A 16,369-nucleotide genomic window follows, 5' to 3' on the forward strand; every position below is an offset into this window, starting at 1 on the left:
CCACCTAAGAGGGGAGAGCGACCGATGACTGACCCCACGATCGGACTCGGCGACCGGCTGGCCCGCCTCCTGCCGCCGGCCGCGGCGGACGGGCCCGCCACGCAGGTGCTCGGCCACTACGACCTGCTGCACGCCCGGCTGGACCGGCAGCTCCAGCTGGTCGACGCCATCCGGCTGCGGTTCCCGCTGCTGCCTGAGCCGCCGGCCCGGCAGTCCCTGCAGGAGCTGGTGCAGGCCGGGCGCAGGGCGCTGCGTACCGGCCGCGCCGACGCCGATGTGACCGAGTTGCATGCCCGGCGGGCGTTGGTGGACCGGATCCGGGCGGGATTGCAGCCGTGACCCTGCGCAACCAGCTCGAAGCCCTGCCGGCGAATGCCCAGTTGCTGCTGCTCACCACCCTCGGACACGTCTACGTCGGCACCATCCTCGACATCGAGGATGATTCGCTGCGCCTGGCCCGGCCGGACGGCGACGAGACCATTGTGCTCAACCTCGCCGACGTGTCCGGCGTCCGCGTGCACGACGAGGAGCCCTCATGATCGAGGATCTGATCCAGGACCTGATCGACCGCCTTGACCAGCGCTACATCGGCAAGTACCGCGGTGTCGTGCACGACAACGCCGACCCCGATCACCGAGGCCGGATCCAGGCGATCGTGCCGCGGCTGCTCGGACCGTCCACGCCGACCGGCTGGGCCCTGCCCTCGGCCCCGTACGCCGGCCCGGACCAGGGCCTGTTCACCGTGCCGGACAAGGGCGCTGCGGTGTGGGTCGAATTCGAGGAGGGCGACCTGAGCCGGCCGATCTGGAGCGGCGGGTTCTGGGGCGCGCCGCAGGAGGCCGACGTCGGTCAGGCGGACAGCACAGCCCGCGTCGCCGCCCGCCCGGCCGATCCCGGCGGCGTCCGCAGCGCAGGCGTCCCGGTGCCCGAGACGCCGCAGCACGCCTATCCAGCGCAGACCCCGGCACCCGGCGTCCGCATCCTCAAGTCGGCGACCGGCCACCACATCGTGCTGGACGACCGGCCCGACTCGGAACGGATCGAGATCCACGACAGCCGCGGCAACCGGGTCATCTTCAGCAAGGACGGGATGGAGCGCTACGTCAGCAACGAGCGCACCGTCAACACCGGCGCCCGCTCCACCGAGATCGACGGCGACGACGACCTCAAGCTGGCCGGCAAGCAGGTCGAGAAGGTGTCCGGCGATCACGAGCGAACGGTGTCCCGCAGCGCCAAGATCGAGATCGGCGGAAATTTCACCGAGACCGTCGGCGGCACTGCCTACACGCGTACGGTCGACCACCAGGGCACGGCGATCAACATCGGGGGCCAGCTCACCGAGAAGGTAGGGGGCGGGGTGAGCCGGGAGGTGACCGGCTCCGTCGACGAAACGGTCATCGGCGGGTACGGGCTGAGCACCGTGGGCGGCATCAATCTCGCCGCCGCCGGCCCGGTGAAGCTCGCCGCCGGCCTGCCGGACCTGTCGCTGACCGCGGTGGGCATCGACGCGCTGGCCGGCAACATCTCGGTCAACACCAAACTCGGGCTGCTCCAGCTCGGCGGGCTCAGCGCGCTCTCGCCGATGGTGCTCGGCGACGGGCTCGCCATCCACCTGACGATGCTGGCGCAGATCCTCAAGGCGGTGAACCCGTTGACGGTCGCCGCGTACGGGCCGGCGCTGGACGCCTGGGCGGCGCTGACCCCGGTGCTGGACCTGTCCTATTTCGGCTTCATCAAGCGGCTCCCGGTCGGCTAGGAGGACGGATGAGCGACGACACCACGCCGGGCCGGACCGAGGTCACCTGGCAGACGTTCGACCTGTCCGGGCTCGCCGACCGGCTGGCGCAGGCCCGGGCCCTGCTGGAGCAGGCCGCCGCGCTCGCCGCGACCCAGGACGCCGGCCGGATCACCGCGATGGCGCACCTGCAGGAGCAGTTGGGGAAGGAGCACGATGCCCACGACCTCGGCCGGCGACGGTACCGCTGAGCTGCTCGACGCCCTGCGCAGAGCCTGTCCCGACGTCGCGGACGATGCCTTCGCGGCGGTCGCCGCGATGCTCGGCGCGCCACCCGACGGCGCCCCGCCGGACGTGGAACCGGCGGGCCGGCTCCGCTGGTCGTCGATGACCCTCGGCGACATACCCGGCCTGAACCAGGTGCTCCAGGTGATCACCTCACCGCTGCAGGTCATCGCGGCAGTCCTGGACTTCCTGGCTGGCATCCTCGACGTGTTGTCGGCGCTGCTCATCGACATCCTCGACCCGTTCCGCGCGCTGATCCTGGCCGCGTACGAGATCCTGCGCTCCATCATGGAGGATCTCCTGAACTCCGGCGCCTACCTGTACGCTGACGTGATCGGCCTCTCCGACCCGAGCCTCACCCGGCCGCCGGTGTCGCCGTCCGCCGACGCCGGCAAGTGGGTCCCGGGCGGCCCGCCGCTGGTGATCTCGCCGGTTGCCAACGGCTTCGACGCCTGGGCGGCGCGTTTCCGCGCCTCCTTCGACGACCCGGGCGACCAGCAGCGCCCGATCTTCTCCGACGGCGCCCCGGTCGAGGCGGTCTTCGTCGTCTCGACCGCCCCCGACCTGGACGGGCTCAGCGCGGTCCTCGGCATCTTCGAGAAGCTGTTCGACGTGAGCGCCTTCGGCAACGCCTGGCGTTCCTTCGCGCAGACGTTCCCCCAGCGGCCGCCGGACCCGCAGCGGACCCGCGGGCGCACCAGCTCGGTGGCACCGGACTGGCGGTCGTGGAAGCTGCGCGACATCGCCCCGCCGGACTATCCGCTCGAGAAGCTGCTCTGGGTGCCCTGGCTGCTGAAGGCGTTGCTGCTCAACGTCGACGGCGTGATCGGGCTGCTGAAGAAGCTCGCCGCGGCGGTCAAGGAGAAGGCCGCCCTGCTGCGCCGCCTGGTCGCGATCCTGCAGAGCGTCATCGACGCCATCCTCGCGCTGAGCGCGACCGGCCTGCACGCGCTGGTCGTGGTCACCGACGAGGGTGTGGCCGGGCTGACCGAGGCGTTCCTGGCGGCGGAGAACCGGCCGAACACCGACGCTCAGGGGCGTACCCGCAACGCCGACCTGGTCGCCGGGGTCTGCCTGCTGGCCGGGACCACCGAGCTGGTGCCTGCGAACGCGTTGCCGATCTGGGGCCTGTTCGGCCAGCAGCGCAGTCTCGAACAGGCGTATTCCGGCCTGATCGCCGACGGACGGGCGATCGGCGCCAAGGCGGACAAGGCGCTCGGCGACACGGTCGCCCTCGGCACCGGCGCGTGGGAGGGCACCGCGGCCGGCGGTTCGACGCCTGCCCGGGCCGGCGTCACCGGCCTGTGGGAGAAGCTGAAGGACACCGCCGGCGACCGGTACGACGAGGTGCTGGACATCCTGGGGCTGGACGACGATCAGGCCCGGCAGCTGTCCGCCACCGACGCCGGCCAGCTCGCCGCCATCCTGGGCAGCGCTTCCGCGGCCGGTCGCGTCAAGCTGGACCCGCGCGTGCTGGCCCATGTCGAGGCCGCACGCCGGGCCGGCAGCCGCGGAAACCGGTCCCTCGCCGGTGCGCTCGGCCTGCGCACGGCGGGCCCGGAGGGTGGCGGCCGATGAGGCACGCCCGTGCGCTGCTCGACGAGTTGCGGCTGTGGAAGACGGTCTGGCAGCAGGTGGAGACCTTTCTGGACCAGATCGACGGCGCGGCGCAGAAGGACGACACGCACCGCCGCCGGATGGAAGGGCTGCTGCGCGCCGCCCGGGCGGTGGAGCACGAGCGGGCTCGCGACGACGCGAGCCGGGCGCTGGGCGATCCGGTGATCACCGCCCTGCCGGCGAATGTGTATGTCGTCTCCACCGGGCGTACCGAGGAGGTCGAAAACGCCTGGGACGACGCGGTCCGCCGCTGGCGGCTGCCCGGCGCGGACGAGGTGGAACTGGCGGTCGGCCTGCTCCACGTCACCGACGAGGGCAAGATCCCGGACGACGAGACCGTCGCGCTGATGCGTCCGGTCGCGGTGATCCAGCAGGTCACACCCGTCGGTGCGATCGAGACGCTGCGGCTGCCGTCGTACCCCGGGCCGCCGGGCGCCACGATCGCCGAGTCGCTGCTGCCCGGCTTCGGACCCTCGGTGAAGGACAGCGGGGGCCGGATCAGCCTCTTCTCGCGGGAGGATCGCCTCAAGGCGACCCGCGGCGAGTCCGGCGACGCCAGCCCGGTGCGCTCGTGGAGCACCCTTTGCCGCGTCCGGCGCGCCGCCGACCGGACCCAGACCTCCGACGAGGACCAGGTCAAGCTCAGCACCTCCGGCACCGGCGCGCCCTGGGGCGGACCGGACACGGCCCTCCTGCAGGTGCAGACACTCGCCCTGGCGGTCGCGGCCACCCCGGCCGGCGCCCCGGTGCCGGCGGCGGCCGCGAGTCAGCTGCACGCGGCCGTCACCGCGGCACGAGCCGCCGTCGGATCCGATTCGGAGGATCTGGTGGCGGCGGCGCAGATGGTGGAGGACGACGGTGTCAGCGACCCGGTGCTCGCCGACCTGATCGCCCGGGCGGGCTCCGTGGCCGCCACCCGGCTCACCGCGATGAGCACCATCGGGGAGGCGGCCGAGCACCTGCTCAGCGCGCCCCTGGCAGCCGATCCACGGGTCCGGTTGCGGGACGCCGCGAACGCGCTGCAGGGGCAGGCGCTGCCCGAGGAGCTCTGCCGGGAGCCGGTCGAGGGCCTCGTCCTGCCGGTCGGCTCGCCGCTGGCCCCGGAGCTGGACCGGGTGATCGCCGCCCGGGTCGAGTACCCGGACGGCACCCTGCGCGCCCTGCGCACCCTCGAGAACGGTTTTGTCGCCACATGGCCGGCGTACCGGCGCTGGTTCATCCTGCGCTACCGCGCGGTGCTGTCCCCGGCGCTGGCGAGCTTCCGGGGCTCGTTCCTCGCCGGGCTCTCGGCCCTCGTGCGCGGCGGGTTCACCGGCCTGGACACCGCGGGCCTGACCATCGGCGCGGCCGGCGTGGCGGTCGGCGCCGACCAGGTCGACCTGGAGCAGCCGGCCGGTCTGGTGCCCGCGCTCGCCAGCGCGCTCGAGGCCGGTCAGCTCGGCATGGTCGGCGGCGACCGGCCTGCCCCGGTCGTCATTCTCGGTGTGGCGGGCCGGCTCGGCCAGGCCTCGCTGCACATCTCCCCGCTGCGGTTGTCGACAGCCTCGCCGGCGGACGCGCCGGGACCGGCCGGGACGCTGCAGGCGGGCACCCCGATCGACCGGTTCGTGCCGCGGGCGGCGACGGCCCGGGAGTTGCGCCGCGGCCGGTCGGACGACGGGCCGGGGCACGACGCGCCGGCCCGCGAGGCGCTCGCCTTGTACGGCCGGCTCGGCCTCGTCTTCGGCTCCGACGAGGTGGAGCGCCTGCTGCAGAACCTGCCGGCCCAGTCCGCCCTCGGCGCCCGGCTCATCCCGGCGCCGACCCCAGAGCCGCCACCGCTGTACGGCACGGTGCCCGGCAACTCCACCACGCTGATCGTGCACGGCCTGCCGAGGGCGTTCTGGGCCCGGCCCGGCCAGGACGGCGTGCCCGCCGACGCCGCCACCGCCGAGCCCCGGCTGGCCCGGCCGGGAGAGCTGTTGCTGCTGCGCGGCACCGTCAAGGGCGACGGCGGTGACGGGGTCACCGTCCCGCCCCCGGTGGTGGTCCAGGCCCCGATCGAGGTCGACGACGTCTACGCCCTCGCCGGCGACGCCCTGGCGCGGATCGACACCAGCCGCGCGGCGGTGCTGTCCACCTCGCCCGATGCGCTGCCCGCCGAGCCGCCAGCCAGCGGGGCGGCCCTGGTCTGCGGCCCGGACGACCCGCTGACGGTGATCTTGCTGCGCCGCTCCTGGGCCCGGGAGCCGCTGCTGTCCGGGGTGCGCCTGGTCCGCGGTTTCGCCGGGTTCGACGCCGCCAGCCTGGCCGCCCGTACCCTGCTGCCGCTGGACCTGGTAGGCGCGATGCTCGAACCCGGCCGGTCGGTGCCGGACGTGCCCGGGGTGGGCCGGGCGCAGGAGTTCACCGCCGCGCTCGACACGCTCGACGCCTGGACGAGGCACGCCCAATGACCGCACTCGAGCGCCCCGACTCGACTCGACCCGACCCGGCCCGCGACGACGTGTACCGCGTGGTGGCGCTGCTCTGGCAGCTCGACCGGATGCTGCACCCTGCGCTGCCGCGCGAGCCCGGCCCGTTCCGGGTGGACGCCGAGCCGCCCGAACCGTTGCCGGCGACCGGCACGCCGGCCCCGCCGGGCACGTCCGGCCCGGCCGCCCAACCGGCGGAGGCGTGGACCTCGGCCCCACCGCGGGCGCCGCGGCGTCCGGCGTCGCCGGTCTCCGTGCCCTGGGTCGAGCCGGCTAGTCCCGACCCGGGCGGGCCCTCACCCGATCCGATACTCGCGCAAGCCGCGTCGACCAGCGCCGGGGAGCGTGCGCCCATAGTGGTCGAGCCACCGGCGGATTCGGCAGGGCCACGCCGGCACCCCGCCGGCCAGGCCGTCCCCGCCCGGCCGCCCGCGCCGGATCCGCCCCATTCGATAGGGGTCGACCGGTCTGCACCCAGGCCCCGGGTGGTCGCGCCGCCACCGACACCTTCGCATTCAGTCCTGGCGCCGCCGCCGGCAGTAACGCCGATGCCGCCTGTCGCGTACAAGGCGCCGGAGGCACCGATGCCCCCCGCTCAGCCGGTCGTGCCGCCGGCCCCGGCTCAGGTCCCGGCCTCGGCATCCCGCCCCGAGCCGCTTCCGGCCCCGGCTCCCGCGGACCGGCCGGACACGCTCAGGGCGCGGCCGGCGGCCCATCGCAGCCCCGCCCCGGCCGCCGGTCGCGCCGGGGAGCGGGCGCTGCCGGCGTCACCTGGCCCGTCCCCGGAAGCCGGGCCGCACGGCATGGTCGGGCACGTCGCCGACCCGGCCCGTCGCGGTTACGCCGAGCTGAGGTCCGGCACGGCGGAACCGGGCGGCCCGGCCGAGCTCGTCCCGACGGTCCCCGAGCGCGTCCTCATCCAGCCGCACACCACCATTCTCAGCACCGAGCAGCTCGCGCGGGCTGGGGCAGAGGCGGCGGGCGGGGATCCGGAGCGCCCGGACGGGGCTGACGCCGCACCGGATGATGATGATCCGTTCGCCGACCTGGAGCCCGACGACGCCGCGGGCGACCACCGCCCCGGCCTGACACTGCGCCGACGCGGCCGCGAAGCGGGCCGGCTGTCGCCGGCGCAGGCCGCCCGCCTTGAGGAGGAGCTGCGCCGCCGCTTCCTCGACCGCCCGCCCGGGAGCCTGCGATGACCGTCCCGCCACACCCGGACGACGCGCGAGAGCGGCTCGTCGCGATCGTCATCGAGCTCGCGGATCGCCTGCCGCAGGAGTTCCCCGCCTTGCTGTCGCTGGGCCGCTTCGCCGACGAGCGAGCCGCGCTCGAGCGGCTGCGCGACCCCGCCTGGGCGGCCCGAGCGGCAGCCGCCTGCGGGCCGGCCGAGGCCGCTCGTCTCGCCGACCTCGCCACCCGCCGCTGGGAGGCCCTCACCCCGCCGCAGGAGACCTGATGGGCGACGACGCGGGCGTTGTGCTGGCCGCCCGGCCGCGGGCGGCCGATCCCGCGCCGCTGCCCGTCGCCGACCCCGATCCGATCGTCACCACCACCACCACCGGCCCGGTGACGAAGGCCCCCGCCGGCGGAGTGAAAGGGCCGGCCCCGCACGCGGCCACGCGCTTCTCTCCCGACCCGGTGCCGGCGCCGGCACCGACCGCCGCGGACCTGTTCGACCCGCCCCCGCTGGCGCCGCTGCTGCCGGTCCCGGCGGTGTCGTCGCAGCGCCCGAAGACCCCGGCACGGATCCCGGCGGCCCCGCCGCCTGCCTCCCCGCCCGGCGCACCCGTGCCCGACGCGTGGTCGCAGACCACCGGCCCGGTCACCGTCCACGTGTGGCCGAAGCTCGGCCTGATCGGCGCCACCCTGGCCGGCCAGCCCTGGGTCACCGTGCGCTGGCCGACCCGGACCGGTCGGGACAACCTCGCGATCGAGGTGGTGAACGCCGAGGCCGGTCCCCGCGCCGGGATCGGGTTGAGGGTGCGCGTCGACGCGCCCGTCAAGGTGCTGGTCAACCGGGATGCGGAGGCGAAACTGGCGGCGTCCGCGATGACCAGGATCCGGTTCGTGCACGACTACTCCGCCGGTGGCCGGCCCGTCGAGATCAACGAGGAACTGCCGGACGGCACCGCCCGCACGAGCACCGTCCAGCGGTTCGCCGACGACCGGGACCAGGGCGAGGCGCCGGAGTTCGACCTCGAGCTCGGCATGATCAAGGAGGGGCCCGGACCCGCACCGGCCCCGCCGTTCGCCTGGCGGTTCGACACCCGCGCCCAGCTCGACGCCTGGGCCGCGGCGCACCCCACGCTGTGGTGGGTGGAGGGACCGCAGGACGGGTCCACGCTGCAGGCGATGCACGCCGACGAGAAGCGGATGCAGTGGCTCGCCAACCTGTGGCGGACCAGCGACGAGGACATCGAGGTCCGCACGGTCTACGAGAAGGGCGTCGCCTGGGAGTCCGTCGATCCGCTCTGGGACCTCTTCTACGTCACCCACTACGCGGCACAGGAGGGGCCGCCCGGCGACGCCGGCGAATGCCTGATCTTCCAGCACGACGGCGACTCGCACGGCCGGGTCCCGCTGTCGCACGAGGAGGCCCTGGCCGCGTGGCTGGACCTCGAGGCGGGCGGCCTGGCAGCACCGGCGGTCGCGGGCCGGGTTCCCCGGGGCCGGCTGGTCTACGTCGCCGCCCAGGGCAAGGGCACCGGCGTCCACCTGATCGGCGCGGACTACCTCGAGCGCCGGACCCGCTTCTTCGCCGGGATCGCGGCCAAGAAGGACCTCGACGCGCTGCTCGACGAGAACGGCATCTGGTGGGGCTATCTGCGGATCGCGCTGGACCGCACGATGGGCCGGATCGACCCGGCGCTGCGCGCCGCCTTCGACCACAACTCGGACCTGTGGGACGCGGCCGGCAAGCACGCGCTCGCGGACATCACGTACGAGGCCAAGCAGGAGGCGATCTGGACGGTCCAGGCGGCCATGGACGGGGTCGGCATCTACCGGGACGTGGACGCGGTGAAGCGGCTCGTGCTGTCGATGCCGGGAATGACGAACAAGGCCCGCCACGACTCGATCGCGTTCCTCGGCTTCGACGGCATGGAGGTGTGCGAGATGGCGCACCCGCTGATGAGCCGGGAGACGGCCGGTCTCGTCTGGATGGGCCAGACGGTCGGCAAGGTGAGCCTTGACGCGTTGCGCGACAAGGCCGTCGCCCAGTACGAGGGGCTGCGGAAGTTCCGGGACTCGATCGAGTACGACCAGGTCGAGCCGCTGTGGGACACCGGCGACTTCGGTCAGGCGATCCGGGAGCGGGTCTACAAGAAGCACGGCTTCAATCTCGGCGCGCGGGGCTTTCCGCACGAGAACGTCCCGAACCGGTGGGAGACGAGCGCCTTCGGCGGCTCGGAGCTCGGGTACGCGTTCGCCCGCGGGGTACGCGACGAGCACAGCTGGCGCCAGACGAAGAAGTACCTGAAGATCGCCGCCGTCGTCGTGGCGAGCGTGGTGCTGGTCCTGGTCGCCAACGCCGCGGGCGCCCTGATCGCCGGGCTCCTGATCACCGAGGGCACCATCGGCTTCATGGTGGTCGAGGTGCTCGTCGCCTCCGCCATAGTCACCGCCGTCGGCCCGGCGGTGAACACCTTCATCCTGACCGGCGGCAGTCTTGACCCGGCCGCGTACAAGGCCGCGTACGCCCACTGGGGCAAGGACTTCGTCTGGAACGTGCTGTCGTTCGGCTTCTTCAAGGCGCTCGGCGCCGGCGTGCGCGGGATGGCCCTGCTCGGCGCCGGTGTCAAGGACGCCGAGCAGCTCAGCCGCGGCTGGAAGGCGGCCGAGATCCTGACCCGTGCCAGCGCCAGCGGCCTGGCCATGTACGGCATCACGGGCCTGCGCATGCGCCTCGAGGGCAAGCCGATGCCGGAGGGCGAGCAGCGCACAGAGATGTTGTTCGAGATGGGCCTGTCGCTGGTGCTCATGGAGTTCGCCGGCTTCGCCGTGTCGCGCCAGATGAAAGGGCTGTCGGAGTTCGCCCGCGAACTACGCCTCGGCGACAAGGCCGCGAAGATCGACGCCCTGCTGATCAACGGCCAGGGCCTCGCCCGGGAGACCGCGCTCTTCGCGGCCGAGCCGGGGGCCGCCGGCCGGCCGGGCAAGACGTTGCTCAACCGCCAGGTCGAGTTCCTGAGGTCGGCGCGCGGCATCGTGGAGGAGCTCAAGTCGTCGGTCCGGACCCGTGCCGACGGCGAGCGGCTGGCGGCCCGGCTCGAGCCCTTCGAGGCCGAGATCAACGGGCGCCTCGACCTCGCCGCGGACTTCGAGCTGATGAGCGTGGCCCGGCTCCGCCCGGCCTCGCTCGCCGAGGGAAACCGGGAGTTCAGCTACGAGCGGGGCAAGAGCGCCGAGCTCGAGGCCTACTACAAGCGCAAGGGCGCGACGGTACGCGCCGAGGGCGACACGCTCTTCGTCACGCTCGACGGCAAGGAACTGATCCTGCGTCCCGCCGTGGACGGCGCGGCCGGGGTCCGCCCCGACGGCACCCGCATCCCGGAGGCGCTCGACGCGTGGCGGCTCGACCTGGCCCGGCGCCGCGCCTCCCTGCTCGCGGACGCCACCGAACGCGCGTCCGTCGACGCGGACGTCCGCAAGGTCCGCGACGCCGACCCGTCGACGATGAGCTCCAAGGACCTCGCGGCGCTGGAGAGGGTCCTCACCCGCGCGGACGCCCGGTTGCAGAAGCTTGCCGCGAAGCCGCTCGGCCCAATCGACAAGATCGACACGGACAGTTTCGGTTGGCGGACCCGGCTGGCGGATGCACGGCAGGCGCTGCTGGACCGCGCCGAGATCCTCGGCATCGGCAACGAGCCCGAGATCATCGCGCTGCGGCAGCGTGGCCGCGTCATCGGCCGAAAGAATCTGGCCGACAACACCCTCGCCAAGCAGCAGGAGTTGGTGAAGGCGGCGCGCGCGGTGGTCGACCGGCAGGCCGGCGTGCAGCGCAGCCTGGCCTCGGCGGCGGCGAAGGGCCCGGAGATCGCCGAGCTCCAGGCCGGCCTCGAGGCGCGCCAGGCCGACGTGCGGCGCCGCGCGGAGATCTACGGCATCAAGGAGGGGACCCAGTATCTGGAGGCGGTCAAGCGGATGCGTCCGGGCAAGCGCGGCGACCTAGAAGGGCTGCGCGGTGCCGAGGCGACCCTCGAAGCGGCCGAGGCGCGTCTCGATGCGCTCGCCCGCAAGTCGCTCGCGGACGCCGAGGCCACCCACGGCAAGGCCGCCATCGACGCGGTCCGCGCGGATCCCGAGTTCGCGCTCTGGACCGACGCGCAGATCGGCGACGCGCTGCGAGCCTTCGGCGGCACCCGGAACCCGAAGGGCTTCGTGTTCTCCCCGGAGGCCCTGCGCGGCGCCCTGTGGGCGGCGGTGCCGGAGGGCCCGGGCTCGACCCGGTCAGCGATCGCGTTCGACGCGGTGAAGGGTTTCATCGGCGGCCCGGAGGAGCTCACGTTCGCCCTGGAGACCTATGGCCGGATGCGGGACCTCGGCATCGAGGGCAGCTACGCGGTGCTGCGGCGCGGGGTCGGTGGCCGCGGCTCGTGGAAGGGCGCGGTCTGGCAGATGGAGGTCGCACGCGACCACCTCGGACTGGAGAACGTCAAGGCGTTCGAGTTCAAGGGCACCGGCCGCGAGGTCGACATCATGCTGAAGGACGGCCGCCGGGTCGAGTGCAAGGACTGGGCGCCGTCGACCTGGGAGGCCCCGAAGGTCCGCAAGCAGATGACCGCCGACCTCGAGGGCGGCACCGCGGGCGGCACCAGGCCGGAGGGGATCAAGAAGATCATCTGGCTGTTCCGCGCGCCGCCGCCGCGGTCGCCAGCCACCATCCGCGCGACGCTGCGCGACGCGTTCACGACCTGGCTCGCCGAGAAGAGCGCGACGCTGACGCCGGGGCAGGTCGACGCCCTGAAGGCCGAGTTCGAGGCCCACCTGGATCTGGTCCAGGTCCCCGACATCAGCCGTACGGGGGTGACCCGGCCGCCGCCGCAGCAGAACTTCGGCGTGCCGCCGCGCCCCCGCGACGACGACAAGAAGGTGCCGCAGGGCGTCCTCGTCGCGCCGTGACTCAGCCCGCGGCCTCGGCACCCTTGGCCACGAGGGCGGCGACCGTCCCGCGCACCTGGCCCCGGGCCTCCGCGGAACGCGCGGACGGGATTCCGGCGACCTGCGCCCTCAGTGCCCCGGCCGGGCCGAGCAGGTACCGGCCGTCCGGGCGTAGCGTTGCACACCATCGATCGCCTCCGGCGCGACCTTCTCCGGGCGTACCCCGGGGCAGCCGGCTCAGCCGACGATCTCGCCCCGCTCGCCGTCGCCGAGCTCGACCAGCACCCCGTCCGCGGTCGCCGTGCCAGTCGCCTCGACGGGCGCCCGGCGGCGGTGGCGCAGCACCGGCACCGGTTAGCCAATCCCGCCCTCCTCCAGATACGTCAGCGCGGCGAACAGGGCATCGACGTCGATCATGGCCCGGTCTCCCGTACTGTGATCTTCATAGAGCGTCCGGTCAGTTGCCGGAAGATGGCGACCATGTGCGCCAGGCTGCGCTCGCTCGCCGGATTGAGCTTCGGAATGATCAGATGCGGTGGTGGCCGCTGACCGCGACGCTGGTCGTAGTCCTGCATGTCGCGCCACAGTTGGTCGAGGTCCGCCGACGAGACGTCACTCTTGAACTTCATCTCGTACGCGCCAACGTCGCCGAGGAGTAGCCAGCGCAGGCCGACCGGATGCTCCCACAGGCGTCGGCAGGAGGGTCGGAGGCGCTTGACGCGGCGTGCGCTGCTTGCCTTGTTGGGTCCGGACTGGCATCATCCCGCCCATGATCGAGAGAATCGAGTCCTCCGTCCGCCGGTGAGCGTGACGACCGAGCGTCTCTGATTAGCTTTGCGATCTTGAGTCGGATGGGGTTTCCGGGATCGTTTCCCACCGTGGTGGGGTCGCGTGGGCGTGCAGGTGGAATCCTGCGCCCAGTGCGGCTCCTCGTGGCCGGTGGCCGGCGGTGGGTGTGCTGATCGTGTTCACGCCCTGGTGTCGGTGGGCTGCGCGGGGCAGCCCCCGGTCCGTTGGTGCGTGTCCCTCCGGACGCTTACCCGCCCGGCTGTGGGGCCGGGTGGGGGAGGGTGCCCTGCGTCGCCTGGGCGCGGGGCGTGAAGCGTGGGGCCGGGTGGGGCTGGTCTTCGACCGGTCCCTCCGACTGCCTGTGTTGGTGGGAGTGACGACGGCTGCGGCTTCGAGCGTGTCCATCACCGACCGGATCACCATCTGCCCGCTGGTCTTGTCGATGACGGTCTTGCCCTGATGGGTGAGTCCGCGGGCGGCGATTCGCCGCCAGGCGCCGTGATCGCGGTCGCCCTGCCAGCGGCAGGACTGGTTGGGGCAGATAGCCCACTTCCATCCCGCCACGGTCGGCTTGTCGGGGGCTCTACGGTGCCGTAGCGGGGTCAGGCACTGCGGGCAGTGCTTGGAAGTGTTGCGGGCGGGGACGGTGACCACGGCAATACCGTGCTCGGCGGCGAGGTGCCGTATCCGGTCGGTGATCTTTCCGCGGACCTGCTGGGTCAGGCGCGTGTTCAGGGTGCGCCCCATGCCCTTGGTTTCCATCGACCGCAGGTCTTCCAGGTAGATGACGGACGCCGCAGCGGCGATCGCCTGGTCGACGGTCCAGCGGGCGGCGGCCCAGGCGAGCGCGTCGTTCAAGTTCGCGCGGCGGGCGGACACGTGGCGGATCTCGCCGGCCAGCACCTCGTGTTTCGCGCTCAGCTGCTCGTCGGGGCGGCCGCCGAGCAGCCGCAGATACTGGTCGGCCTTCGCGTGCAGCCGCTCACTCTGGCGGCGCAGGCGGTGCTGCTTGGCCAGGACCCCGGCGGCCCGGAACTGCCCACCGGCCCCCAACGCCATGATCCGCCCGGTGTTGTGCAGTCGGAGGGCACCGGCGCTGAGGAGGGTGTTGAGGCCCCAGTCCACGCCAAGCGCCACCGAGTGACCGGTAGTCCGCGCTTTCGGCACGGCATGCGTGTATGCAACATCGGCACGCACCGTCCCGTCGGTGACGCGGAGGGTGGGCAGGTGCAGCACCGCCGCGGCGGGAACCGTGGACGGCAACGTGATCCGGCACTCGACCCACGTCCAGTCCCGATACGTCTGCGGATCCGATCGTAAAGGCAACTGCAGCCGCAGCAGGGCCTTCGCCGGGTCGGTGTCGCTGCGCTCGATGATGGCCTGCTGCCGATCACACGCGGCCAACAGCAACATCCGCGGAATCCTCGGAACCCCTTCGAGTTCGAACACGTCCACCGGCAGCCGACCATTGGCCTTGACGAACGTGACGGCCTGCCGGGTGCGGCCCTTGATGACGTTGGATGGCAGATGCTGCCCGCCCGGGATCGCCTTGCGGACCTGGTCCCACTCGGCGGGGGTGCGCTGGCGCGGATCGGCCGGCCACGTCGACAGGACCCCGGCGGTCACCTCAGCACGCCACACCGCCGAACGAAGAACACGCCCCGCCTGCTCCTGCGCCATCCGCACGACCCGGTCATTGACCCTCACACCCCCAGGCGGGGCGACCGTCCAGCCAAGACGTCGCAACGCCATCCACGCGTTCGACGGCAACCGCCGCCCACCCGCATCCACCCCGGCCGCCAACACCTCCACATCCGCCGTGTTCCAGTGCTCGCCGATCAGCGCGGCCACCATGCCCGCCACCAGATCAGCACACCAACCGACCCGCTGCGCCAGCACCGCCGCAGACAGCACCTCACCGGTTGCCTCATCCACACCGGTGCGCAGCACAGCACGGGCACACGCAGTCCGGACCGTCTCGCCTTCGCCCAGCCGCAGCTTCCCGCTCACCGGCTCAACGACCCACCATCGATCGAGCACAACCAACACTCACAGCCGGCCCGCGTCACCGGAATCCTCCCCGAACCAGCCCAACCACCAAGCATCACGGGTGAACACCGACAGACGCGCCGTGGTCTGCGAGAATCGAAGAAGACCCACGCGACCAACCTATGATCATTGACGATCCATAATCAAGCTGGTCAGCCTGGATCGCTCGGACCCCAGACCAGCCTGTTCGAATACGCCCTGCGCCTGCACCAGCAAGATCCGGGCCTGCCCCTGCCGCGTGACGGCGAGCCGTATCCGGACGGCGAACTCCACCGCCAGCCGCAGCGACCGCGGACCCGGAAAGATCGGCGACTCGACGGCGCTGACGTTGCCGCCATCCTCGACGCGCACTTCGGCAAGGCCGACGTGGCCGCGGAGGCGGAGATGCGTTGTTGTGGCTGGCTCAGCGGGTTGCCGGTTGGGGACGGGTTTACGTCATCGAGGCGCTCTGCCGAAGCGGTGTCTATGCCTCTCGTCAGTGGCTGCTACGACATGCCTGTGACGGCGACTTCCTCAACGGCTACTTCGCCGGCCAGGTGGCCACCGCAGCCCACCTGCACGAAGCGATCGTCGGGACCGAGGTGGACGATGACCTGGTCGACCACACCGGCCGGCTGCTGAAGATCATGGCTGACTGCGGTGGCATGGGAATGACCCTCAAGCACTATCCGCCGGCGCCCATCGTCCTCGCTGCGCACGTCGCTCACCTCGGTCGGCAGGCACCAGCCGTGGACAGGTACGTCGACGTCGCGGTCATCGCCGACCATCTGGCCGACAGGGCCCCGGAACAATCCGGATGCACCACCGAACAGCGCAACCATCTGGTACGGCAGTACCTCGCGGTACTCGACCGGCAGGACTGGTGTGACACGGTACGTGCGGGCCTCGACTCGGACAGCGACTTCTTTGCCTGGTTCGCTGCCAACGTGGCGGCGCGACTGCACCTGCGAGCTTTCACTGACCTAACAGGTGATGATCGATGAACCATGCTGCCGATCAGCGGCTCGTCGAGGCGGTGCACGCTGGTGACGAGGTGGCCGTCGGGCAGGCCCTTGCCGACGGCGCCGACCCGAACGTCGCGGTTGGCCGGTTCCGAGGGTCGGTGCTGGCCGACGCTGCGCGCACCGGCCGGCCGGGAATCGTTGGCCAGCTGGTGGATGCTGGCGCCCGCATCGGTCCCGCCGATCCCTACACGGCGTCGCCGCTGCGCGTCGCCGTGATCGAGGCGCACGCGGACGTGGTGCAGTTCCTCGTCGCCCACGGGCGCTCACGGCGGAGCGCGCCACCAGGTCGAGCGTGCTGACTGAGCTTTTCGTTTAACCCGTGTGTTGTTTACGTG

14 protein-coding genes are annotated in these 16,369 nt (G+C 72.6%); 11 read left to right on the top strand and 3 right to left on the bottom strand.

The genetic code is table 11. The features are described from left to right. Positions 1-24 precede the first annotated feature (24 nt). From A6A27_RS30270 to A6A27_RS30315, 9 genes are all read left to right on the top strand, one after another. Positions 25-339 (top strand): hypothetical protein, encoded by a 315-nt coding sequence (locus tag A6A27_RS30270; protein ID WP_073838058.1) that lies wholly within the window; start codon positions 25-27, stop codon positions 337-339. Beyond that, on the top strand, positions 336-539 hold the full coding sequence (locus A6A27_RS30275; protein ID WP_073838059.1) for a hypothetical protein: 204 nt from the start codon (positions 336-338) through the stop codon (positions 537-539). Before A6A27_RS30270 ends, A6A27_RS30275 begins: the two co-directional genes overlap by 4 nt. Continuing rightward, positions 536-1,756: a phage baseplate assembly protein V gene (locus tag A6A27_RS30280; protein WP_073838060.1), complete on the top strand. Its 1,221-nt coding sequence runs from the start codon at positions 536-538 to the stop codon at positions 1,754-1,756. Before A6A27_RS30275 ends, A6A27_RS30280 begins: the two co-directional genes overlap by 4 nt. Before the next feature lie 8 nt (positions 1,757-1,764). Then, positions 1,765-1,986, top strand: a complete 222-nt coding sequence (locus A6A27_RS30285; RefSeq protein ID WP_073838061.1) for a hypothetical protein — start codon at positions 1,765-1,767, stop codon at positions 1,984-1,986. After that, positions 1,952-3,598 (top strand): hypothetical protein, encoded by a 1,647-nt coding sequence (locus A6A27_RS43590; protein ID WP_073838062.1) that lies wholly within the window; start codon positions 1,952-1,954, stop codon positions 3,596-3,598. Before A6A27_RS30285 ends, A6A27_RS43590 begins: the two co-directional genes overlap by 35 nt. Continuing rightward, positions 3,595-6,072 (top strand): hypothetical protein, encoded by a 2,478-nt coding sequence (locus tag A6A27_RS30295; RefSeq protein ID WP_073838063.1) that lies wholly within the window; start codon positions 3,595-3,597, stop codon positions 6,070-6,072. Before A6A27_RS43590 ends, A6A27_RS30295 begins: the two co-directional genes overlap by 4 nt. Positions 6,073-6,674: 602 nt before the next feature. Further along, positions 6,675-7,292: a hypothetical protein gene (locus A6A27_RS43595; protein ID WP_143194249.1), complete on the top strand. Its 618-nt coding sequence runs from the start codon at positions 6,675-6,677 to the stop codon at positions 7,290-7,292. Then, complete coding sequence (locus A6A27_RS30310) at positions 7,289-7,549, top strand: hypothetical protein (RefSeq protein WP_073838065.1); 261 nt, start codon at positions 7,289-7,291, stop codon at positions 7,547-7,549. Before A6A27_RS43595 ends, A6A27_RS30310 begins: the two co-directional genes overlap by 4 nt. Beyond that, positions 7,549-12,213 (top strand): hypothetical protein, encoded by a 4,665-nt coding sequence (locus A6A27_RS30315; RefSeq protein ID WP_073838066.1) that lies wholly within the window; start codon positions 7,549-7,551, stop codon positions 12,211-12,213. The genes A6A27_RS30310 and A6A27_RS30315 overlap by 1 nt, the downstream gene beginning before the upstream one ends. Positions 12,214-12,605: 392 nt before the next feature. On the opposite strand, the gene A6A27_RS30320 is transcribed toward A6A27_RS30315, so the two are convergent. The 3 genes from A6A27_RS30320 to A6A27_RS45270 all read right to left on the bottom strand — a co-directional run bounded on the left by A6A27_RS30320 (position 12,606) and on the right by A6A27_RS45270 (position 15,381). Further along, entirely contained in the window at positions 12,606-12,821 is a 216-nt protein-coding gene (locus tag A6A27_RS30320) for a hypothetical protein (RefSeq protein ID WP_073838067.1), read from the bottom strand. Between the two features lie 199 nt (positions 12,822-13,020). Further along, positions 13,021-14,991, bottom strand: a complete 1,971-nt coding sequence (locus A6A27_RS30325; RefSeq protein ID WP_073838072.1) for a zinc ribbon domain-containing protein — start codon at positions 14,989-14,991, stop codon at positions 13,021-13,023. 165 nt (positions 14,992-15,156) lie between these two features. Next, positions 15,157-15,381 (bottom strand): hypothetical protein, encoded by a 225-nt coding sequence (locus tag A6A27_RS45270; RefSeq protein ID WP_073838068.1) that lies wholly within the window; start codon positions 15,379-15,381, stop codon positions 15,157-15,159. A gap of 38 nt (positions 15,382-15,419) precedes the next feature. On the opposite strand from A6A27_RS45270, the gene A6A27_RS30335 reads away from it, so the two are divergent. Continuing rightward, complete coding sequence (locus tag A6A27_RS30335) at positions 15,420-16,013, top strand: hypothetical protein (protein WP_198940513.1); 594 nt, start codon at positions 15,420-15,422, stop codon at positions 16,011-16,013. Continuing rightward, entirely contained in the window at positions 16,010-16,333 is a 324-nt protein-coding gene (locus A6A27_RS30340) for an ankyrin repeat domain-containing protein (RefSeq protein ID WP_073838070.1), read from the top strand. Before A6A27_RS30335 ends, A6A27_RS30340 begins: the two co-directional genes overlap by 4 nt. Positions 16,334-16,369 lie beyond the last annotated feature (36 nt).

The sequence above is a fragment of the Micromonospora sp. CB01531 genome (assembly GCF_001905095.1).
GTDB lineage: Bacteria > Actinomycetota > Actinomycetes > Mycobacteriales > Micromonosporaceae > Micromonospora.

Coding starts and splice junctions, on each gene's coding strand:
- A6A27_RS30270 (WP_073838058.1), top strand. CDS start 25: ATGACTGACCCCACGATCGGACTCGGCGACCGGCTGGCCCGCCTCCTG.
- A6A27_RS30280 (WP_073838060.1), top strand. CDS start 536: ATGATCGAGGATCTGATCCAGGACCTGATCGACCGCCTTGACCAGCGC.
- A6A27_RS30285 (WP_073838061.1), top strand. CDS start 1,765: ATGAGCGACGACACCACGCCGGGCCGGACCGAGGTCACCTGGCAGACG.
- A6A27_RS43590 (WP_073838062.1), top strand. CDS start 1,952: ATGCCCACGACCTCGGCCGGCGACGGTACCGCTGAGCTGCTCGACGCC.
- A6A27_RS30295 (WP_073838063.1), top strand. CDS start 3,595: ATGAGGCACGCCCGTGCGCTGCTCGACGAGTTGCGGCTGTGGAAGACG.
- A6A27_RS43595 (WP_143194249.1), top strand. CDS start 6,675: ATGCCCCCCGCTCAGCCGGTCGTGCCGCCGGCCCCGGCTCAGGTCCCG.
- A6A27_RS30310 (WP_073838065.1), top strand. CDS start 7,289: ATGACCGTCCCGCCACACCCGGACGACGCGCGAGAGCGGCTCGTCGCG.
- A6A27_RS30315 (WP_073838066.1), top strand. CDS start 7,549: ATGGGCGACGACGCGGGCGTTGTGCTGGCCGCCCGGCCGCGGGCGGCC.
- A6A27_RS30320 (WP_073838067.1), bottom strand. CDS start 12,821: ATGAAGTTCAAGAGTGACGTCTCGTCGGCGGACCTCGACCAACTGTGG.
- A6A27_RS30340 (WP_073838070.1), top strand. CDS start 16,010: ATGAACCATGCTGCCGATCAGCGGCTCGTCGAGGCGGTGCACGCTGGT.